The organism is Bacillus sp. FSL R9-9497 (assembly GCF_038005805.1).
In the GTDB taxonomy this organism is placed as follows: Bacteria; Bacillota; Bacilli; order Bacillales; family Bacillaceae_G; genus Bacillus_A; species Bacillus_A cereus.
In genome coordinates this window covers 5,230,708-5,252,303 of record NZ_JBBOTY010000001.1, presented here as the reverse complement: position 1 = coordinate 5,252,303, position 21,596 = coordinate 5,230,708, and the positions used below count along the sequence as shown (strand labels likewise).

Below are 21,596 nucleotides of genomic sequence, written 5' to 3'. Positions count from 1 at the left end.
ACGGTCTTTATTTTTCTAAACCAAGTGCTTTATTATTACGATCAATAATACGTTGTAAATTCGTCTCATATAAAGGAATCTCATCTATTGTTAATTGAGATGGTGTTAACTTTGGAGCGAATTGCTGCAATGTTTTTAAAAGACGCATCATTAAATCTTGTACTGTAATGGTTTCGCCAAGTAATTCTGAGAGTGAGGCCATCGTACTTGGTACAATTTCAGGGTACGTAAAGCGTGTTTCTTCCCCTTGAATTGCTAGGCTGTAAAAATCACGAACGAGTGCGGCACGCTCAGAGCCACTTCCGGTAGCGCAGAGATAGATTTGGACAGCGACACCGCCGCGAATACGACGTTGTGAAATACCAGCGAATTTTTGATCGCGAATACTTAAGTCATAACTACCAGGACAGTAAGAGCCGACAATTTCTTTTGCCTCGATAGTAACGTCGTAATCCTTTAACATCTCCTTAATCAAATGCCACATTGTATCGTATCCAAGATCAATATCGATACCTTTTTCTGTTTCTTGGAATAAAAGTGATACGTTTAAAACACCTTCATCAAGCACGACCGCAAGCCCGCCAGAATTACGGACAATAACATTGAAGTTGTTTTGTTTTAAAAAAGAAATACCTTCTTCTAAATGCGGAAGGCGTGAATCTTGAATGCCAAGGACAATTGTATTGTGATGAACCCAAGAACGCATTGTTGCGGCTGACTTGCCATTTCCAATGCTTGTGCATAATGTGTCATCCATTGCGAATGACTGAAGTGCATGGAATGTTGGTCCCAAACTAGATTGATCTACAATGCGCCACTCTGGCTGAGATAAAATGGAACGGGAATTGCTCATATAACTAACCCCTTATCTTTAAAATGACAATCTCTATTATAGCAAAAAATGAAGAATGGAGTTTTCTCACATATAAAGGGGGAGCTTATAGGTGAAATAATAAAAAGGATGCATTACATGCATCCTTTTTATTCTGCAATTTTTTCTAAATTACCGTTTCGGTCCATTCGGAAAGATGTTTGAGAACGTTCTTCGTCATCCATGACTGCCAATTTACGAGCTCGGTTCATAATGTTCATAAGTGTTTCGTAATCTTCTTGTACAGTATGAGATTGCTTTTCCAATTTTTCTAGTTTCTTTTCTAGTTCCTCATTCCGAAGGATTTGTGCTTTAATTTCTTGTTTCAATCTCGTATTCTCGTTTTCAAGAGCTGTCACTTTTATATTTGAAGATCCGACTGTTTGTAAAAAATAAATAACATCTTGCATTGTCATAGAGCTTCTTGCAGCAGGAGCAGTAGATTCTTGATATGGAATAGCTTCTTTATATTGTACGATTGATTCTTCTTGTACTAATTCTTCATAATCAGTTATCGAATCTGAAGCTGGTGGTGTATAAAGTAAACGTTTTTTTGCTTGTTCACCGCTTGCAGCACGCATTTTATCTTTACGATGTTTTTTTGCTAGTTGAAGAGCTTGTTCGTAGCTATAGCGAACAACAGCATTCCAGCGGAAACCACAAGCAGCAGATGTACGATTTAACTGATCCCCTACTTCCTCAAATGCATTTAATTGCGTACTTCCTTCTCTAACATGACGAAGTACCGTTTCAGCAAGTAATAAATCATCCTCATCTGTCCAAGCATCTTGTCTTACTTTCATAGATTCAACTCCCTTTCTTTTTATGAACTTCCTATTTTTATAATGGGCAAAAAAATAAACTTTTATACAAAGCTTTTAAAAATATGGTAGATTTCGATGAAAGGTAAAAATTTTCCCATGAATGGTGAGCGCTTCTGTAGAAGAGCATATAAATATGTAGCATTATGTAGAGAATAGGCTTTGTAGGGAAACTTGCAACGAGCTTCAAAGAGCGGTAAAATACCATTTAGTGTTTATTTTTAAATGTACTTGAGAAAAGTTTAAAATAGAGGAAGTGTTATATAATGGGAAACGAGTTTCGCGTGTGCGATGACTGTCAGGCAACGAACGTTAAAACGTTAGTTCCGAAGTTAAAAAAAGTAGATTCATGTGCAACGATTGAAGTTGGATGTCAGTCTTACTGTGGTCCTGGTCGTAAAAAATCATTCGCATTTGTAAATAACCGTCCAGTTGCGGCTCCAACAGAAGATGAGTTAATCGCAAAAATTGAAGCAAAGTTAAATAAGTAAGAAAAAGAAGAGTGAAAAGATTACTCTTCTTTTTTATGCCCATAAGAGGAATGATTTATTCTGCGAAAGTACTCTTGTGTGGACGAATGTTTTCTAAAGGATAGATATAACTTTTGTATTGAAATTCCAATTTATATAAATTTATATTTCAAAATAATGGTTGACAGTCTTTTAAAGCGATAGGTAGAATAGAAGTGTCTGATTCTGATAATCATTATCAGGAAAATAACAATTCACCTAATTTTTTTATTACTATTTGAGAATAAATTTCATTTCAATAAATATATGTTGTTAGTTAGGATGGTTGAGGGATGGAAGCGAGCGCAAGCAGTATAGAACAGCAAGAAGAGAATGTTAAAGAGATTAAGAGCAGACCGCTTATCGCTTCTATTATTTTAGTAGCGGGTACAGTTTTGTTAGCTTTAAGCATGGCAGTTTCTATTTCTTTTGGGGCTGCAGATATTAGTTTAAAGACTGTATGGCAAGCTGTATTTCAGTTTGATGGATCTATTACACATCATAATGTAATTCAAGAGCTTCGCATGCCTAGAGCAATAGGGGGCGTAGTTGCAGGTGCCTTTTTAGCGGTATCAGGAGCAATTATGCAAGGTATGACGCGAAATCCACTTGCTTCACCATCGTTAATGGGGATTACAGATGGGGCTGTATTTGGAATTGCAATTATGTATGCATTTTTTCCTAATTCACCTTATTTAATGTTTGTTATCGCATCTTTTATTGGAGCTGCGTTTGGTGCAAGCATTGTATATGGAATTGGGTCTTCTTCACCAGGTGGATTAACACCTGTGAAATTAGCTTTAGCAGGTGCAGCTATTAGTGCTTTATTAGGGGCAATTTCATCTGGAATCGCATTGTATTTCAATCTTGCCCAAGAGGTAAGCATGTGGAATGCAGGCGGAGTTGCTGGAGTGAAATGGCAAAGTATTAATATGTTAGTGCCAATTGGCCTTGTTTGTCTTTTTATCGCAATTATGATGTCGAGATATATTACAATTTTGAGCTTCGGTGAAGAAATTGCAATTGGACTTGGTCAAAATACGACATTGATTAAATTTATCGGAACAGTACTTGTTCTTGTTTTAACGGGTTCCGCAGTTTCCATGGCAGGATCAGTTGGATTTGTTGGTCTTGTAATTCCGCATATGACTCGTTTTCTTGTAGGCTCGGACTATAGATGGGTTATTCCATGTTCTGCGGTCTTAGGTGGGCTGTTAATTGAATGTGCAGATATGTTATCTCGCGTTATTAACCCGCCATTTGAAACGCCAATTGGAGCAATTACAGCGCTAATTGGGGTTCCATTCTTCCTCTACTTAGCACGTAATGAAGGGAGAGGAAAGATGTGAGGACGAGTGTCTTAACAAAAAAGAACATTTCTATATTAACGATTTTAGTAGGACTAATCGTTTCTATATTTCTTATTAGTTTAAATACAGGAACTTTTAAAATCCCGCCAATGGACGTATTAAAGTCATTGGTTGGACTAGGGGCTGAAGATCAGTCTGTTATTTTATTTGAATTCCGTATGCCGCGTATGGTAATTGCTATACTAGTCGGATCTGCTTTAGCTATGTCAGGTGCGATTTTGCAAGGTTTATCACGAAATCCGCTTGCTGATCCAGGTATTATAGGTATTAATGCTGGAGCGGGATTAACAGTTGTTATATTCGTCTACTTCTTCTTCGGGAAAGTAGGGACTGGTACATTTTTATCTGTATTCATTCTTCCATTCTTCGCACTAGTTGGAGCGATATTAGCAGCGGTAATTATTTATTTACTAGCATGGAAAGACGGCGTTTCATCGACTCGATTAATACTTGTCGGTATTGCCGTTGCAGCTGGATTTGGAGCTGTTAGTTTAATTTTCTCTATGAAGATGACATCTAACGATTTTCGTTTTGCTACGATTTGGCTGGCGGGAAGTCTATGGGGTACAGATTGGAAATTCGTATTAAGTGTACTTCCATGGATGGTTATTTTCTTACCGCTTGCTATAAGTAAAGCACACATATTAAATGTAATGAACCTAGGCGATTCTACAGCAGTTGGCCTTGGTGTAAACGTAGAAAAAGAAAGACGTAAATTATTATTTATTGCAGTTTGTTTAGCAGGTGCATCTGTTGCTGTTGCAGGCGGAATTGGCTTTATCGGTTTAATGGCCCCGCATTTAGCAAGGCGCCTTGTTGGTGGTAAACATCAAATTATGTTGCCCACAGCTGCGCTAATAGGAACGTTTTTACTTTTATTTGCAGACGTAATTTCAAGAAGTGTATTAACAACTTCAGAAATACCAGTCGGTCTTGTTATTTCTGTAATTGGTGCACCATATTTCATTTATTTACTTATGAGGACAAAATAAAGGGAGGCTTTTCGTATGGCAACTTTAGCGGTGGATGCGGTATCTGTTGGCTATAATGAAGGTTTAATTATTGACGGGTTAACAGTTGAAATTCCGGAAGGGAAAATTACAACAATTATTGGACCAAATGGTTGTGGGAAGTCCACATTATTAAAAACGGCGTCTCGTATTTTGAAGGCAAAGCAAGGTACTGTTTATCTTGACGGAAAAGCAATTGAGAAACAGCCAACGAAAGAAATTGCAAAGAAAATGGCGATTTTACCACAAACTGCAGAAGTGCCAACGGGTCTTACTGTATTTGAGCTTGTGTCATATGGAAGATTCCCTCATCAAAAAGGGTTTGGCACGTTGAAAGAAGAGGATTATCGCTACATTAACTGGGCACTTGAAGTGACAGGAATGAAAGAATTTGCGAATCGTCCAGCAGAAGCGCTATCAGGTGGCCAACGTCAACGTGTTTGGATCGCAATGGCTCTTGCACAAGGAACAGAATTACTTGTATTGGATGAACCAACAACGTACTTAGATATGGCTCATCAATTAGAAGTATTAAACTTATTGAAAAAGTTAAATGAAGAAGAAGGTAGAACGATTGTTATGGTTATCCATGACTTAAACCACGCTTCTCGTTTCTCTGATCATATGATTGCATTAAAAGCAGGTAAGTTAATGAAACAAGGAACACCAGATGAAGTTATGACAAGTGAAACACTTCGTAACGTATTTGAGATTGAAGCTCAAATCGTTCCATGTCCAGTAAACTGTAAGCCAATTTGTTTAACATATGATTTAGCGATGATTAGTAATCAATTGCGTAAAAAAGCATAAGTAGAACCCCCTCGTAAAGAGGGGGCTTCTAATGGACGTTGAGCTTCTTATATATGAATGGGAAGTTGAACGCCCGTTAGAATGGGTTATTAACAACAGTTAATAAATATATATTAATTAATTGTTATCTTTGTTTCTTATAGTTCATTGTAACTTATAAGATAAATACAGCTAGAAGGAGTGGGAACATGAAGAATTTTAAAATGGCACTATTAGCAATGGTACTAGTTGTGACTTCTGTACTATTTGCAGCTTGTTCTAACAAAGAAGAAGAAAAGAAAGCAGATGCAAAGACTGAAGAGCGCACTGTAAAACATGCAAAAGGGGAAATTAAAATTCCTGCAAACCCAAAGAAAATTGCTGACCTTAGTGGTTCAACAGAAGAATTACTAATTTTCGGTATGAAACCGGTTATTACTGCTAATACATCTCAAGAAAAAATTGATGCACATATTGAAAAGAAACTAAAAGACGTTAAACCCGTTGGTTCTGCTTGGGGCGATAAAATTAACATCGAAGCAGTAGCTGCTGCAAAACCAGATTTAATTCTTGTAAATAATCGTCAAGAAAAGATTTATGACCAATTATCTAAAATTGCACCAACAGTTATGTTAAACACTCCGTTAGATCAATGGCGTCCAAAATTCGAAGAAGTAGGTCAAATCCTCGGTAAAGAAAAAGAAACAAAAGAATGGTTCAAAAAGTATGATGAAAAAGCAAGCAAATTACATGACAAAATCGTCGCTAAAACTGGTGAAGCAACATTTATGAAAATGGCTGCATATCCAAATGCTTTCCGCGTATACGGTGACTACGGTTACGGTAGCGTAATCTTTAATGATTTAAAACTACCGGCAGTTAAAGGTACACCAACTGATAAACCGTTAGTACAAGTACAAAAAGAAGCTTTAATCGATTACAACCCAGATTACTTATTCGTATTTACAACTGGTGACGGTTCTCAGCGCTTAAAAGAATTCCAAGAAGAATCAATTTGGAAAAACATGAACGCTGTTAAAAATAACCACGTATTTACAATTAAAAATGAAGACTTAAACAAAGGTTACTTCCCACTAGGGAAAGATATGATCTTAGACGAAGTTGCTGAATTCGTTTTAGGTAAATAATGTATAAAGGAAATCACTTTTACTTCGGTAAAGGTGATTTTTTCTTTTTATAAAGGGAATTAATACAGTCTTTCATTTCTTTCTGTTTCTCATTTCGTTTATAATATAAAGTAAGAATGTAGTAAAGAAAGGGGGATGTCGGAAAGTGGTATATTTAAACGACAAACTCAGCGAAACAAAAGTGTTTAAAGACCCAGTACATAAATATGTGCACGTGCGTGATCGTGTTATTTGGGATTTAATCGGAACGAAAGAATTTCAACGCTTGCGCCGTATTAAGCAGCTTGGAACGACATTTTTTACATTTCACGGTGCAGAGCATAGTCGCTTTACTCATTCGTTAGGTGTATACGAAATTATTCGTCGTATGATTGATGATGTGTTTGATGGCAGACCAAATTGGAATGCTGAAGATAGATTGTTATGTTTATGTGCGGCATTACTTCATGATGTCGGCCACGGCCCATTTTCTCACTCGTTTGAAAAAGTATTTTCATTAGATCATGAGAAATTTACGCAAAAGATTATCGTAGGCGATACGGAGATTAATGATGTATTAAGTCGTGTTGATAAGGAGTTTCCACAAAAGGTAGCAGATGTAATTGCAAAAACGTCTACTAATAAATTAGCGATTAGTATGATTTCGAGTCAAATTGATGCGGATCGTATGGATTATTTATTAAGAGATGCTTATTTTACAGGCGTAAAGTACGGAAACTTCGATATGGAACGTATACTGCGTGTAATGCGTCCGTATGGGAATCAAGTAGTCATTAAAAATAGTGGTATGCATGCTGTTGAGCATTACATTATGAGTCGTTATCAAATGTATTGGCAAGTATATTTCCACCCGGTAACGCGAAGTGCAGAAGTTATTTTAACGAAGATTTTACACCGTGCGAAATCACTGCACGAGAAGTATTATACATTTAAAAATCATCCTGTTCATTTCTATTCTTTATTTGAAGAAGAAGTAACAGTAGAGGATTATTTAAAGTTAGACGAGAACGTTATGTATTACTACTTCCAAGTATGGCAGGAAGAAGAAGATCCAATTTTAAGCGATTTATGCCGCCGTTTTATGAATCGAAATCTATTTAAATATGTAGAGTTTACAGATAAACACGGTTTAGATAATTGGATGGAATTAAGTAGTTTATTTAAAAAGATTGGACTTGATCCGGAGTATTATTTAGTAGTCGATTCAACATCAGACTTACCGTATGACTTTTATCGTGCAGGAGAAGAAGAAGAGCGTCTACCAATCCTACTTCTTATGCCAAACGGAGAGCTTAGAGAGCTTTCACGTGAGTCGGATATTGTTGAGGCGATTACAGGTAAGAAAAGAACGGATCAAAAGCTATTCTATCCGCATGATTTAATCTATGAAGATGGAAGAAAAGGAAAATATAAAGAGAGAATTATTGAGTTGTTAGAAGGAAAGAAATAAGAAGCAGCTAATGGCTGCTTCTTATGAAAAAACTTGAAATTATTTGTCGCTTAAGCGTTTTCCGCCAACTGCATAATGGTTTTTAGACATTTCTTCGATGAAAACAACGATGTTTTCTTCAGGAGCACCAGTTGTTTCGCTTACTGCTGCTGTTACTTTCTCAGCAAGAGCTTTCTTTTGTTCTTCTGTGCGTCCTTCTAGCATTTTCACTGTTACGTATGGCATGTACAATCGCTCCTTTTATGTAAGTTACACTCTTATTATAGCGGATTATAGGGAAGAACAATCGAAAAAACAAATAATTTCTTTTTTTGACATATGGAAGAGGAGATGAAGCATGGATCAGTTATTTAGATACCCGTTGCACCAAATTCCTTTGGTAGCAATGGCCATTATTATCGCATTATCAGTTCATGAATTTGCACATGCATATGTAGCATATAAATTTGGAGACGATACAGCAAAGAGACAAGGTCGTTTGACTTTATCACCGATGGCACACTTAGATCCTATAGGTTTGATTGCAGTATTAATTCTTGGATTCGGTTGGGCAAGACCGGTTCCTGTTAACCCATATAACTTTAAAAGACCGCGTCTTGCAGGTGTATTAGTTTCAATTGCGGGGCCGATTAGTAATTTAATTTTAAGCGCAATTGGTTTAATTATTTGGTATAGCTTATTAAAATTTGGTGTATTATACTCAATTCCATCTGCAGTAGCAGATACGTTAGCTCAATTTTTCCAGATTTTTATTATGCTGAATATCGTTTTACTTGTATTTAACTTATTACCGATCCCGCCACTTGATGGGTATCGTGTAGTGGAAGATTTAGCGCCAGCAAATATTCGCGCGAAAATGACACAGTATGAAAAATACGGGGCAATTGCGTTATTAATTCTCGTTATTACACCGCTTAGTAATTACACAATTCAACCTATTTTCCAGGTAGTTATTCCGCATGTATTTGTATTTTTAGATAGCATCATTGCGCCTATTTTTGGCCTTTTATAATTTTTAAGTGAGGAGGATTTTACATATGACAGAGAAAAAGAAAAAAATCGGTTTTAATATCGTGAAAAATGATTCAACAGATGGACATGGTGGATTTGGTGTTGGGGCATTAAGCTTAGAAAACATTTCACCTGTATTTGTTGATGTACTAGAGAAAACTGCATTCGTTGATATTGGTGCGATGCACGCGCGTAGTACAGTAGAAAAAGGTATTAAGTTTTTAACAAATAAAGATGAAGTTCCAAACGGAAAACCATTTTGGCTTGTTTGGGTAACGATTGAAAGAACTGCGACAGGTGCGTATTACGCAGGTGTAACAGCTTGTGAAATGACAGTAGATCGTGAAATTCGCCGCGGATATAAATCACTTCCAGAGCACGTAAATAAAATGGATAAATCATTGAAGCGTCACATTATGGTTGAACATATGGATGAATCATCTAAAAAAGTACTTGGTACGTTCTTGAAAGAACATAATGAAGCGATTTGGAACGAATCTAGTGAAGAATTGCGCCGTGCATTATTAAGTGAATAAAAAATAGCTGACGGATGCCCGTCAGCTATTTTTTTACCAAGGAAGATATTTTTTCCACCAACTTGTTTTTTTCTTTTCTTCAGTCGTTTTTTCAAATTCTTCTTTATCATCGACGTGATCCATACAATATTCAGTCGGTTCGGTACCTTTAGCGAAATACATTTTCACAGAAATAGGACAATTTTTTGTAGCAATTTTACCGTTCTCTGGATTGATATTAACCGCTACGACGTCACTTGGTTGTTTAAATTCTTTTTTTGGTTGTCCATCTAACCCTTTCTCCATCGTATCAGTCCATATTTTCTTCGCATATCCTTGTTCTGCTACGTTTGAAATAGATTTAGGTTGATCATATCCGACCCACACACCAGTTACGATTTGCGGAGTAAATCCAATCATCCAACTATCCGTTTCAGTAGAACCAGATTTGCCGGCATATGTTCTTGATAGTTTGGATAACATCGATTGACCAGTTACAGCAGCATAGCTGCTTAGTTTCTTATTAAACATACCAGTCATCATTTCTTCCATTACAAACGCTTTGCTCTTGTCGAGAACTTGTTTACTCTCTAAATGAGCATCGTATAATATATTTCCTTCATGATCCATAATGCGGCGAATGAAAGTAGGTTTTACTTCTTTTCCACCATTTGCGAACATGCTATAAGCGTTAACCATTTCAATTGGTTTTACTGGTGATGTACCAAGAGCTAGAGAAGGAACATCTTTTAATGCACTTTTAATTCCAAATTGTTTCGCTGTTTTTGCAAGCGCGTCATCGCCTAAAAACAAATTCGTTTTCACAGCATAAATGTTATCAGAGACTGCGAGAGCTTGTGCCATCGTTACGAAATCATCTGCATAATAATCTTTATAGTTCTTCGGTTTATACTTTGAAACGCCGTCACCTAAGGTGAATACAGTATATTCGCTTTTTAAGCGCGTAGCAGGCGTGAATCCTCGTTCTAATGCCGCATAATATAGAAATGGCTTAAATGTAGAACCAGGCTGACGAATGGCTTGTGTAGCCCTGTTAAATTGACTTGTAGTATAATCAGTTCCACCAACAAGAGCAGCCACTTCACCTGTCTTTGGATTCATAGAGACGAGAGCAGTTTGTATGTTTGTTGTGTCAGGTATGTGATCTTTTACAGCTTGTTCTGCTACAGCTTGTAGTTTAGGGTCTAGCGTTGTATAAATTCGCAAGCCACCTCGTTGTAAAGCTTGTTCGTCTAATCCAACATCACGAAGGAGCGAAGCTTGTACAGCATCTTGGAAATATGGTGCGACCTCTGCTACTTTTTTCGTATCTAATGAGGCAAAAGTTAGTGGCTCTTTCTTCGCTAAGGCTGCTTGTTGCTTCGTAATATATCCTTGTTCTACCATTTCATCTAATATGAGAGCTTGTCGTCCTTTCGCACGATCCTCTTTCAAAAAGGGCGAATAGACACTTGGCCCTTTCGGGATACCTGCGAGCATACTAGCTTCTGCTAATGTTAACTCTTTTGCCGTTTTATCGAAATATAGACGGGATGCAGCTTCGATGCCATAAGCGCCATGTCCGTAATAAATTGTATTTAAATATCCTTCTAAAATATGATTTTTATTATAATTCACCTCAAGGCGAATTGTGTACATTGCTTCTAATAGTTTACGTTTCCACGTTTTATCATGATCTAAGTAAAGGTTACGAGCATACTGTTGTGTAATCGTACTAGCACCTTGGACTTTTGCCATCGCTTTTAAATCGGCAACAATGGCACCAGCAATACGTTTCATATCAAAGCCATGATGTTTGTAGAATCGTTGATCTTCAATAGATAGTGTCGCCTCTTTTACATAAGGTGAAATTTCATTAAGAGATACATTGTAACGTTTTTGCATTTCATTACTTTGTCCTATAACAGTGTCATCATTTGCGTAAAAGACGCTTGTTTGCGGGACCGCAACAGGAGGAGGTCCCATAATTTTTGCAACTATAATAATAACAAAAAAAGAAAAAACGAAGAAAAGGACGCAAGAAAACATTGCGGTGAAGAAAAGACGTTTATATTTTTTAAGTTTTGGATTCATAGTTTGATCCATCTTTTTTCAGCCCCTCATTAATACAAGCGTTATTGTATTAGTATTGAGGGTTTTCATTTATTTTAAACAATGAAATTTCGAAAATAAAAAAGCCCCTTCCATTAAGAAAGGAGCTCAAAGGCACGTGCTGGCCAATCAGTAATGATGACATCTACACCATAATCAATCATAGTTTGTAAATCTTTGTATTCATTAATTGTATATGGACGGAAAACATACCCTTGCTCTTGTGCTAACTGCACAAATTCTTTCGTTAATAACTGGAAGTTTGGATGTAATCCATTTGCTTCTCTATGTTTTGCTTCGGCAATTGGATCAGCAAGTGGTGTATCATATAAAATTGCTCTTGGGATTTCAGGAGCAATTTCTGCTAATAATGAAACAGAGTCATGGTTAAATGATGAAAATACAATTTGATTAGAAAGATGATATTCACGCACAAGTGCAACAGCTTTTTCCTCAATATTTGGGTAATGAATAACATCTGTCTTTAATTCAATATTTAGTTGTAAGTTCGTTGTGGAAAGCCAAATGAAAACCTCACGCAACGTTGGGATTTTTGCTTCATGGAAAGAAGGGTCTTTATAGCTACCAGCGTCCAATGATTGTAGTTCCTCTACCGTTTTTTCCGAAACAAGTCCAACGCCATTTGTTGTACGATTGACGGTTTCATCGTGAATTACGACAAGTTCACCATCTTTTGATAAGTGGACATCGAGTTCAATTCCGTGAGCGCCAATGCGTTCTGCTTCTTGGAAGGCAATCATCGTATTTTCGGGATGTGTTCCTTTTACTCCGCGGTGAGCGAAAATAAGTGGTTTACTCATGTGAAATTCTCCTTATTATCTCTTTTCTTTCATTATGAAACTGCTTTAGGGAAAATACAATTGAATATGACAAACATTTACAAAAGTCTAACAGTTGCACAAAAGTTAACGTTAACGTAAAATGTAATAATCAAGTGAAGGGAGGAATAAACATGTATAAAATTGATGAAGTAACAAAGCAAGTTGGTTTGACAAAACGTACACTTCGTTATTATGAGGAAATTGGTTTAATTCATCCCCCTGAACGTAGTGAGGGGAACATTCGCCTGTATACAGACGGGGATATCGCCAGAATTAAAAAAATTGTGGAAGCGAAAGAAGTGTTAGGAATTACGCTTCAAGAGATGCAGCATTTTTTATCGTTAAAAGAAAGAATGGAGCAAAGAAGAAGTAGTGAAAATCCTCGTGACCGTGAAGTGATTCAAGAAATTAAAGAGATGCTTGAACAACAAGTGCAAACGCTAGACGAAAAAATGGAGCAAATGCAACGTGTAAAGGCAGAACTCGAAGATAGTTTACATCGTGCAGTAACATTTTTAGAGAACACAAAAGGAGAGTAATCAAAATGGAGAGCAAACAAAAACTAGGGAGATTGATTACAGTGGTGGCTACCTTCCTTGCCTTTTCGGGTATAGGGGTAGTTGACCCAATTTTGCCAATTATTGCTGAGAAAATCGGTGCAACGCATTGGCAAGTTGAAATGTTATTTACCGCTTATATTTTAACGATGGCAATCATGATGTTACCAGCTGGTATATTTGCATCGAGATTTGGTGATAAACGAATGATGACAATCGGCCTTGCAATTGTGACTGTATTTGCGTTTATATGCGGTATATCGCAAACGATTGCTCAATTATCTCTTTTCCGCGCTGGATGGGGATTAGGAAATGCGATGTTTTTTGCTACAGCAATGACGCTATTAATAGCATTAAGTAAAGAAGTTCATGAAGCAGTAGGATTATACGAAGCAGCTATCGGTTTAGGCATGGCTGGCGGACCATTATTAGGCGGGATATTAGGTGGTCATTCTTGGCGTTATCCGTTTTTCGCGACAAGTATTTTAATTTTCTTAGCATTTATTTTAGTATTCTTTTTTGTAAAAGAACCGGAGCGAAAAGTGAAGCGTAAGGCTGCTGGGGTAGGAGAATTACTTAACCTGGTGAAGTATAAACCGTTTATGCAAGGTGCGATTTCAGGAATGTTATACTACTACGGATTTTTCGTTGTGTTAGCATATTCACCACTTATTATGCATTTATCAGCTATTCAATTAGGCTTTGTATTTTGCGGATGGGGGCTCGCGTTAGCTTACGGTTCTGCAATTTTAGCACATAAGCTAGAAGGGAAATATGAACCAAAAACATTATTAAAGGGTAGTTTACTCGTATTTGCGATTTTCTTAATTGCACTATTCTTTGTGAAAATTATGTGGTTACAAATTACTCTTATCGTTTTATCAGGATTGGCATCTGGCTTAAACAATGCATTATATACAAGTTATGTAATGGATATTTCACCTTATGAAAGATCTGTTACGTCAGGTGTTTATAACTTTGTTCGTTGGTTAGGTGGTGCGATTGCTCCAATTTTATCAGGAATTATCGGTCATACTGTTTCACCACAAAGTCCGTTTTTAGTAGGTGGAATTGTTGTGTTAGTTGGTTGTATTATGATCCTAATTCCAATTCGTAAACCAGTAGAAATAGAGACAAAAGCCCTTTCTTAAGAAAGGGTTTTCTTTCCTTTTACGGTGCAAACCCTTTCCGCACATATGTTAGAACCCTCTGACTAAAATATATTTTCGGTATTTTTGTACTTTTAACTATACATTTTGGATGTTTTGTTTTATTTTTGTTAGGGGACATTAATGATGTCCCTATTATAAATTTGCATTGAAAGGCGTGATTGTACGATGGAACTATGGTTCACTGAAAAACAAACAAAACATTTTGGGATTACGGCGCGTATTAACCGCACATTACATACGGAGCAAACAGAATTCCAAAAACTAGATATGGTTGAAACGGAAGAGTTCGGAAACATGCTTATTTTAGACGGCATGGTTATGACAACAGAAAAGGACGAGTTCGTTTATCACGAAATGGTAGCGCACGTACCTTTATTTACACATCCAAATCCTGAGAACGTATTAGTTGTTGGCGGCGGCGATGGCGGTGTTATTCGCGAAGTGTTAAAACACCCAAGTGTAAAGAAAGCAACTCTTGTTGAAATCGATGGAAAAGTAATTGAGTACTCTAAACAATACTTACCATCAATCGCAGGTGCATTAGATAATGAGCGTGTAGAAGTAAAAGTAGGAGACGGTTTCCTACACATCGCAGAAAGCGAAAATGAATACGACGTAATTATGGTAGATTCTACTGAGCCAGTAGGGCCAGCAGTAAACTTATTTACGAAAGGTTTCTACGCTGGAATCTCTAAAGCGTTAAAAGAAGATGGTATTTTTGTTGCACAAACGGACAACCCTTGGTTTACACCAGAACTAATTACGACTGTGTTTAAAGATGTAAAAGAGATTTTCCCAATTACTCGTTTATACACAGCTAATATTCCAACATACCCAAGTGGTCTTTGGACGTTCACAATTGGATCTAAAAAACATGATCCACTAGAAGTAAGTGAAGAGCGTTTCCACGAAATCGAAACGAAATACTACACAAAAGAATTACACAATGCAGCATTCGCATTACCGAAATTTGTTGGCGATTTAATTAAGTAAGAGAATTGTATCAAACAAATAAAGTGTAAGTAGCTCATTTAAGGTGTTTGTCCAGAAGACTTGAACATGCTAGCTACTTACACTTCTGTAGAGAAAATCGTCTTCTTATTGTTAAAAAGAAGACCCGGTAAATCGAGAAAGAGGAGCAATTCGCTCCAAATTTGAGAAATAGTGAAAGGTTGGGATACCTTAAGTTCCACATAAGGAGGAAAAGAATATGCGTTTTGATGAAGCTTATTCAGGTAAAGTATTTATTAAAAGTCATCCAAGTTTTGAAGAGTCAAAGGTAGTTATTTATGGGATGCCTATGGATTGGACAGTAAGTTACCGTCCGGGATCTCGTTTTGGCCCTGCACGTATTCGTGAAGTATCAATCGGTCTTGAAGAATATAGCCCGTATTTAGATCGTGAACTAGAAGAGGTAAAATATTTTGATGCGGGTGATATCCCATTACCATTTGGAAACGCACAACGCAGCTTAGACATGATTGAAGAGTATGTATCAAAACTTTTAGATGCCGATAAGTTTCCACTAGGTCTCGGCGGTGAGCACCTAGTGTCTTGGCCAATTTTTAAGGCAATGGCAAAAAAATATCCGGATTTAGCAATCATCCACATGGATGCTCATACTGATTTACGTGAATCGTATGAAGGGGAGCCTTTATCCCACTCTACACCAATTCGTAAAGTGTGTGATTTAATTGGTCCGGAAAACGTATATTCTTTCGGAATTCGTTCTGGAATGAAGGAAGAATTTGAATGGGCGAAAGAAGTAGGTATGAACTTATACAAATTTGACGTATTAGAACCGTTAAAAGAAGTATTACCGAAACTTGCTGGCCGCCCAGTCTATGTCACAATCGACATTGATGTATTAGACCCAGCTCACGCTCCAGGAACAGGAACGTTAGAAGCTGGCGGTATCACATCTAAAGAATTATTAGATTCCATCGTAGCAATTGCAAATTCAAATATAAATGTAGTTGGAGCAGACTTAGTAGAAGTAGCTCCAGTCTACGACCATAGTGATCAAACACCAGTCGCAGCAAGCAAATTCGTGCGGGAAATGCTGCTCGGTTGGGTGAAATAAAAGCGGAAGCGGCTCGCTCAGAATGTGAGGGGGATGGAGCTTCAGACGTAGAGCGCTTTTTGCCTCGAAGGAAGAAGCGAAGCCACCGATCATTCTAGCCGCTGCAGCTAGATAAAGTAAGAGCCCTCTATATGATTAGAGGGCTCTTATTTTGTCGTTATGTGTCGGTAAGTCGATATATTAAAAAAATCGCTGATATAATTCGAGTTGCGCCGATATATTAAAAAAATCGCCGATATAATTCGAGTTGCGCTGATATATTTAAAAAACCGCCGATATAATTTCATTTACCATTATGCAACACAAAAAAGAGCTATTCTCAATCGATGGGAATAGCTCTTTTTTTATGCAACCTTCTCTTCCGAAGTAACTCTGCGAATTTCATCAGCAGAGCGGATTGGATATTTACGGAACACAATAGATCCAATGTATCCGACAATAGTGGTAACGATTCCACATAGTACGGCAGCGATCGTTACTTTTATAACGTCATTAAATCCGAATAGGACAAGAAGACCTGGAATTGGTGATGCTGTTCCTGGTGCATTATTAACAAGTTGGAATAGCGATGTAATAATACCGGCAAGTGCACCGCCAACGAAATTTGTCATATAGATAGGAATTGGATTTGCTGAGACAACATCGGCTTGTGTTAAAGGCTCGATTGCTACAGCAATTGTATCTTTCTTTGAACAAATTTTTAATCGTTTAAAGAAAATAAAGTTCATCGGGGCTGAGGCCGCAACGGCAAGACTACCAATCGCCATTGGTAAACCTGTTAATCCAAGCATTGCAGTTAGTGCCATAGAACTCAGTGGAGAGGTAGAAATAACTGTTATTAATCCACCAAGCATAATACCCATAATGATAGGACTTTCTGTAGTTGCAACTGAAATCATAGAACCGATTTTACCGAGTGTTGCGTTAACGAGCGGATCCATAAGCATTGCCATTCCGCGTGAGATTGGTGCAGCGATAAATAGGATTGCTAAAAATTCCACGCCAGCTGGTAATTTCTTTTCGAGAAATTTCACGACGAAAGCACAAACGTATCCAGCGAAAAATCCTGGTAAAATACCGAATCCACTAGTAGCGATACCAATTAAAACAGCGTATACGGGGGAAACACCGATTGCTAATGCGACTAAAATCGCTGCTGCGACACCGCTCATACTACCGGAAGCTTCTCCTACTGATTGTAAAAAGTCATTATGAAACATTTCTCCACCTATATAACGGTGAAATGCTTCAATAAGAAAACTTGCGATTGCTGCATTAGCTAAAGCACCCATCGCCTTCATTCCATAAGGCGCACGGTAACTAAAAAGTGTAAATAGACAAAGTACAACAAGTAATAGTGCTAAACCTTGCAAGATAGCCATTTGAAAACTGTCTCCTTTGATTTTTGTAATAAAAATTCGTATCATTCAATAATAATATAAAAGTGTATGAAACGGAAAAATTTTTTCTTGGGAACTTGCTGTAAGAAAAAATCCCTTACAATAATGTAAGGAAAGTGTAAGACTTTTAGATAGAGTATAGTATGCTCTTTTCCGTATAATACAAGTATAGATATAATACTAGTGAGAAAGAAGTGCAAACAGGAGGTTCATGTATGAAATTGGTAATTAAAGTTTTAGCTGTATTCGCCATTATTCTAGGTGGAACAGCGTATTATTTGAACACAAAAACAGAAGGTGTACATGCTTTTGTAGACAACTTCTTTTCAAATAAAGAAATACAAGATTATTATGCGGTTATAGATAAAGGTGAGAAAAAAGACGGAGAATACTTGTATACTTTTAAAGGGTATACAGAAGACGGAAAGTTACAGATCATTAAAAGAATGATGAACCGTGAATTGCATACGGGGGCGTTTATAAAAATTTATGCAAAAGGTATGCAAGGAAAAGGATGGGCTGAAATCCCGAAAGAATCTATTCCACAAAAAGCGTTGGAAAAAATAGAAAAACCATAAAAGGAGCGACTCATTCGCTCCTTTTTTAGGGCGTTAAAATAGTGATAGATGTTTTTTCCTTGTTAGAAATAATTTTTGCACGTCCACCAATTGGGAAAGTGAAAATCGGGGTTGTATGCCCGAAACTTGCGTTTGCAATGATAGGAATATGTGCAAGTTCAGGTTTTGAAGCAATCATTTCTTGAATGTCTTCTATCGTACATTCTGCACCTTTTTGCATCTTTCCTATAACGATTCCCTTTATGTATTCAAAATCTTGCTGCTGCATAAGGGAATGTAAATAACGATCAAAAGTTTTAAGAGTAGATGTTCCAGTTAAACTATCTTCTTCAATAAATAAAATTTTGTCCTTTAAATTTGGCATATATGGTGTGCCTTGCAGTAAGTTAAATGTGCTCATATTGCCACCGATAATATCTCCCGTAGCTTCTCCTTCCTGAATTGAAACGTATCCTTCATTTTTAATAAATTCTCGATTTTCCTGATCTATATACCAAGAATCATCGCTCCATGTTTCAGATGGCAGGACTTCAATAGGCTCATTAGAAGTTAAGCACTTTAAAAAGTAATCGGTTGTATACTCGAGCCCTTTCTCCATTCCAAAGGAAGAGAAATGGGGTCCTGAATATGTAACGAGCCCTGTTTTTGCGTAAATTGCATTATTTAAAGCAGTAATATCTGAATAACCACAGAAAAATTTCGGGTTTTTACGAATTAGATCATAATCGAGATGTTTCAATAAACCATTGGAGTTGTATCCGCCAAGTGTCGTCAAAATAGCTTTTACATTAGGGTCTCCAAATGCTTTATGGAGGTCTTGAATGCGGGAAGAAATAGAAGAGGAAGCAAATCGATCTATCTCATCGGCATATTTTGAGAATGTAACTTGAAAGCCCATGTCGGTTAATCTTTTTATAGCAAGTTTTTTATTTTCATTTGAAACAATACTTAAACTACACGATGGTGAAATCACTCGTATTTCATCACCCTTTTTTAACTTTGTTGGTATCACTATACTCACCTCTTTAATTGAAAGAATATTTAGATTTAAAAAATATTTTATCATATGAAATAAAGTAGAAGTGAATTATTTTTTGAAATGGAGTTTTCCTGATTTTTCAGCAGACAGACAGAGTCTTTTTTTGATATGATAGGAAAAGTGATTTATTATAAGTAGTATTTAATATCTATAACATTTGAAAGGTGTGCAAGACGTGGAGAAACAACTTGCAGGCTTGCCGGTACACGTTCATTTCGTAACAGAAATCCGTGAAGGGGCGAGGAAGGAAACCGTTGCTTTTGAAGCAAATGGTCAATACTATGTAAAAGGTCAAGGTACATATGTAACATTCCAGGAGCCGAACGAACAAGGCGAAGTGAAAACAATTATTAAAATTCAAGATGAACAAGTTCTCATTATGCGTTCAGGTGCTGTTTCTATGCGTCAGACGCATGTGAAAGGTGAATGGACAACTGGTACGTATACGAGTGAACTTGGTACGTTTGCATTGCAAACAAAGACTGATAACGTTCTTTTTAAATGGTCGGATGAAAAGAAAAAAGGACAACTCTTCTTAACTTACGCATTGCTTCTAAGTGAACAAGAAGCTGGCAGATATACTATTACAATTAATTTGAAGGAGGCAAAATAATGAATTCCTTAGAACAAGTAAAAGGATTGATTAAAGAAGAAATTCAGGCTGCTGTATTAAAGGCAGAATTAGCGACAGAAGAACAGATTCCAAACGTTGTATTAGAATCTCCAAAAGATAAAACAAATGGTGACTTCTCTACAAATATGGCAATGCAACTTGCACGCGTTGCGAAAAAAGCACCTCGTATGATTGCAGAAGAACTAGTTGCAAATTTCGATAAAGCAAAAGCTTCTATTGAAAAAATCGAAATCGCTGGTCCTGGTTTTATTAACTTCTATATGGATAATAGCTACTTAACAGATTTAATTCCAACAATCGTAAACGCTGGTGAAGCTTACGGTGAAACGAATACTGGTAAAGGTGAAAAAGTACAAGTTGAGTTCGTATCTGCGAATCCAACAGGTGACCTTCACTTAGGGCATGCACGTGGTGCGGCAGTAGGTGATACTTTATGTAACCTATTAGCAAAAGCAGGCTACGATGTATCTCGTGAGTACTACATTAATGATGCTGGTAACCAAATTCATAACTTAGCTCTTTCTGTTGAAGCTCGTTACATGCAAGCTTTAGGCTTAGATAAAGAAATGCCAGAAGACGGTTACCATGGTGCGGATATCATTGGAATCGGTAAACGTTTAGCTGAAGAATTCGGCGATCGTTATGCGAAAGCTGATGAAAAAGAAAGCTATGAATTCTACCGTGAGTACGGTTTAAAATATGAATTAGCAAAACTTCAAAAAGACTTAGAAAGCTTCCGTGTTAAATTTGATGTATGGTTCTCAGAAACATCACTATACAAAAACGGAAAAATCGATCAAGCTCTTGCCGTATTAAAAGAGCGCGAAGAGATCTTTGAAGAAGATGGAGCAACTTGGTTCCGTTCAATGACTTACGGTGACGATAAAAACCGTGTATTAATTAAAAACGATGGTTCTTACACATACTTAACGCCAGATATCGCGTATCACCGTGATAAATTAGAGCGTGGTTTTGATAAGTTAATCAATATTTGGGGTGCTGACCACCACGGTTACATTCCTCGTATGAAGGCTGCTATTCAAGCACTTGGTTACGATAAAGAAACACTTGAAGTAGAAATCATCCAAATGGTACAACTGTATCAAAACGGTGAAAAAATGAAGATGAGTAAGCGTACGGGTAAAGCAGTTACACTTCGTGAGCTTATGGAAGAAGTAGGCGTGGACGCAATGCGTTACTTCTTCGCAATGCGTAGCGGTGATTCTCATTTAGACTTCGATATGGACTTAGCTGTATCAAAATCTAATGAAAACCCAGTATACTATGCACAATATGCTCATGCTCGTGTATGCAGTATCCTTCGTCAAGGTGAAGAGTTAGGATTAGCTACAGGCGGAGATGTGAACTACAAGCTTGTTACTTCTGAGAAAGAAGTAGAGTTACTGAAAAAACTTGGTGAATTCCCAGCTGTAGTTGCGGATGCAGCACAAAAACGTCTGCCACACCGTATTACAAACTATGCATTTGAATTAGCAGCAACATTACACAGCTTCTACAATGCAGAAAAAGTATTAAACCAAGATAACTTAGAATTAAGTAAAGCTCGTTACGAGTTAATGAAGGCAGTACGCACTACACTTCAAAATGCATTAGCAATCGTAGGAGTATCTGCACCAGAAAAAATGTAATGAAGAAAAGCGGAAGCGGCTCGTTTAGAATAGGAG

22 protein-coding genes are annotated in these 21,596 nt (G+C 37.1%); 15 read left to right on the top strand and 7 right to left on the bottom strand.

Annotation, left to right across the window (positions count from 1 at the left end; translation table 11 throughout):
• Nucleotides 1-7 precede the first annotated feature (7 nt).
• Nucleotides 8-853, bottom strand: coding sequence for a lipoate--protein ligase family protein (locus MKY21_RS27135; protein WP_000071952.1), 846 nt, complete (start codon nucleotides 851-853; stop codon nucleotides 8-10).
• 128 nt (nucleotides 854-981) lie between these two features.
• Entirely contained in the window at nucleotides 982-1,674 is a 693-nt protein-coding gene (locus tag MKY21_RS27130; RefSeq protein ID WP_000868358.1) for an RsfA family transcriptional regulator, read from the bottom strand.
• A 284-nt stretch (nucleotides 1,675-1,958) separates the two neighbouring features.
• Here MKY21_RS27130 and MKY21_RS27125 point away from each other — a divergent pair, with 284 nt between their 5' ends.
• The 6 genes from MKY21_RS27125 (at nucleotide 1,959) to MKY21_RS27100 (ending at nucleotide 7,968) form a co-directional block, all read left to right on the top strand.
• Complete coding sequence (locus MKY21_RS27125; RefSeq protein ID WP_000526078.1) at nucleotides 1,959-2,183, top strand: DUF1450 domain-containing protein; 225 nt, start codon at nucleotides 1,959-1,961, stop codon at nucleotides 2,181-2,183.
• Between the two features lie 311 nt (nucleotides 2,184-2,494).
• Nucleotides 2,495-3,550, top strand: coding sequence for a FecCD family ABC transporter permease (locus tag MKY21_RS27120; protein ID WP_000388296.1), 1,056 nt, complete (start codon nucleotides 2,495-2,497; stop codon nucleotides 3,548-3,550).
• Nucleotides 3,547-4,563 carry a FecCD family ABC transporter permease gene (locus MKY21_RS27115; RefSeq protein WP_001260757.1) on the top strand — a complete coding sequence of 339 codons (1,017 nt, stop codon included), beginning with the start codon at nucleotides 3,547-3,549 and terminating at the stop codon, nucleotides 4,561-4,563. The genes MKY21_RS27120 and MKY21_RS27115 overlap by 4 nt, the downstream gene beginning before the upstream one ends.
• A 15-nt stretch (nucleotides 4,564-4,578) precedes the next feature.
• Entirely contained in the window at nucleotides 4,579-5,391 is an 813-nt protein-coding gene (locus tag MKY21_RS27110; RefSeq protein ID WP_000212068.1) for an ABC transporter ATP-binding protein, read from the top strand.
• A gap of 188 nt (nucleotides 5,392-5,579) precedes the next feature.
• Entirely contained in the window at nucleotides 5,580-6,518 is a 939-nt protein-coding gene (locus MKY21_RS27105) for an ABC transporter substrate-binding protein (RefSeq protein WP_000787725.1), read from the top strand.
• A gap of 145 nt (nucleotides 6,519-6,663) precedes the next feature.
• Nucleotides 6,664-7,968 (top strand): HD domain-containing protein, encoded by a 1,305-nt coding sequence (locus MKY21_RS27100; protein ID WP_000262730.1) that lies wholly within the window; start codon nucleotides 6,664-6,666, stop codon nucleotides 7,966-7,968.
• Between the two features lie 39 nt (nucleotides 7,969-8,007).
• On the opposite strand, the gene MKY21_RS27095 is transcribed toward MKY21_RS27100, so the two are convergent.
• Nucleotides 8,008-8,193, bottom strand: coding sequence for a 2-hydroxymuconate tautomerase (locus tag MKY21_RS27095; protein ID WP_001147171.1), 186 nt, complete (start codon nucleotides 8,191-8,193; stop codon nucleotides 8,008-8,010).
• A gap of 112 nt (nucleotides 8,194-8,305) precedes the next feature.
• Between MKY21_RS27095 and MKY21_RS27090 the strand changes: the two genes are divergently transcribed.
• Together MKY21_RS27090 and MKY21_RS27085 are read left to right on the top strand one after the other, a co-directional pair.
• On the top strand, nucleotides 8,306-8,980 hold the full coding sequence (locus MKY21_RS27090) for a site-2 protease family protein (RefSeq protein WP_000372456.1): 675 nt from the start codon (nucleotides 8,306-8,308) through the stop codon (nucleotides 8,978-8,980).
• Nucleotides 8,981-9,005: 25 nt separating this feature from the next.
• The gene (locus MKY21_RS27085; protein WP_016118957.1) at nucleotides 9,006-9,515 is read left to right on the top strand and encodes a YwhD family protein; all 510 of its coding nucleotides are present in this window, start codon (nucleotides 9,006-9,008) and stop codon (nucleotides 9,513-9,515) included.
• 33 nt (nucleotides 9,516-9,548) lie between these two features.
• Here MKY21_RS27085 and MKY21_RS27080 read toward each other — a convergent pair whose 3' ends face one another.
• Together MKY21_RS27080 and MKY21_RS27075 are read right to left on the bottom strand one after the other, a co-directional pair.
• Nucleotides 9,549-11,600: a transglycosylase domain-containing protein gene (locus tag MKY21_RS27080; protein WP_000372965.1), complete on the bottom strand. Its 2,052-nt coding sequence runs from the start codon at nucleotides 11,598-11,600 to the stop codon at nucleotides 9,549-9,551.
• Between the two features lie 101 nt (nucleotides 11,601-11,701).
• Complete coding sequence (locus MKY21_RS27075; protein ID WP_061664281.1) at nucleotides 11,702-12,427, bottom strand: glycerophosphodiester phosphodiesterase; 726 nt, start codon at nucleotides 12,425-12,427, stop codon at nucleotides 11,702-11,704.
• A 152-nt stretch (nucleotides 12,428-12,579) separates the two neighbouring features.
• Between MKY21_RS27075 and MKY21_RS27070 the strand changes: the two genes are divergently transcribed.
• The 4 genes from MKY21_RS27070 (at nucleotide 12,580) to speB (ending at nucleotide 16,260) form a co-directional block, all read left to right on the top strand.
• Nucleotides 12,580-12,987 (top strand): MerR family transcriptional regulator, encoded by a 408-nt coding sequence (locus tag MKY21_RS27070; RefSeq protein ID WP_061664282.1) that lies wholly within the window; start codon nucleotides 12,580-12,582, stop codon nucleotides 12,985-12,987.
• Between the two features lie 5 nt (nucleotides 12,988-12,992).
• Nucleotides 12,993-14,156: an MFS transporter gene (locus tag MKY21_RS27065; RefSeq protein WP_000444233.1), complete on the top strand. Its 1,164-nt coding sequence runs from the start codon at nucleotides 12,993-12,995 to the stop codon at nucleotides 14,154-14,156.
• Between the two features lie 186 nt (nucleotides 14,157-14,342).
• Nucleotides 14,343-15,170: a polyamine aminopropyltransferase gene (gene speE, locus MKY21_RS27060; RefSeq protein ID WP_000424696.1), complete on the top strand. Its 828-nt coding sequence runs from the start codon at nucleotides 14,343-14,345 to the stop codon at nucleotides 15,168-15,170.
• Nucleotides 15,171-15,387: 217 nt separating this feature from the next.
• On the top strand, nucleotides 15,388-16,260 hold the full coding sequence (gene speB / locus MKY21_RS27055; RefSeq protein ID WP_001209831.1) for an agmatinase: 873 nt from the start codon (nucleotides 15,388-15,390) through the stop codon (nucleotides 16,258-16,260).
• A gap of 344 nt (nucleotides 16,261-16,604) precedes the next feature.
• On the opposite strand, the gene MKY21_RS27050 is transcribed toward speB, so the two are convergent.
• Nucleotides 16,605-17,642, bottom strand: a complete 1,038-nt coding sequence (locus tag MKY21_RS27050; protein ID WP_016118956.1) for a PTS sugar transporter subunit IIC — start codon at nucleotides 17,640-17,642, stop codon at nucleotides 16,605-16,607.
• A 233-nt stretch (nucleotides 17,643-17,875) separates the two neighbouring features.
• Between MKY21_RS27050 and MKY21_RS27045 the strand changes: the two genes are divergently transcribed.
• The gene (locus tag MKY21_RS27045) at nucleotides 17,876-18,238 is read left to right on the top strand and encodes a YxeA family protein (RefSeq protein WP_000779920.1); all 363 of its coding nucleotides are present in this window, start codon (nucleotides 17,876-17,878) and stop codon (nucleotides 18,236-18,238) included.
• Nucleotides 18,239-18,263: 25 nt separating this feature from the next.
• On the opposite strand, the gene MKY21_RS27040 is transcribed toward MKY21_RS27045, so the two are convergent.
• Entirely contained in the window at nucleotides 18,264-19,250 is a 987-nt protein-coding gene (locus tag MKY21_RS27040) for a S66 family peptidase (protein ID WP_137074832.1), read from the bottom strand.
• Nucleotides 19,251-19,452: 202 nt separating this feature from the next.
• Here MKY21_RS27040 and MKY21_RS27035 point away from each other — a divergent pair, with 202 nt between their 5' ends.
• A complete protein-coding gene (locus tag MKY21_RS27035) occupies nucleotides 19,453-19,890 on the top strand; it encodes a DUF1934 domain-containing protein (RefSeq protein ID WP_000414867.1) in 438 nt (145 codons plus the stop codon).
• Nucleotides 19,890-21,560, top strand: a complete 1,671-nt coding sequence (gene argS, locus MKY21_RS27030; protein ID WP_001086447.1) for an arginine--tRNA ligase — start codon at nucleotides 19,890-19,892, stop codon at nucleotides 21,558-21,560. Before MKY21_RS27035 ends, argS begins: the two co-directional genes overlap by 1 nt.
• Nucleotides 21,561-21,596: the final 36 nt, after the last annotated feature.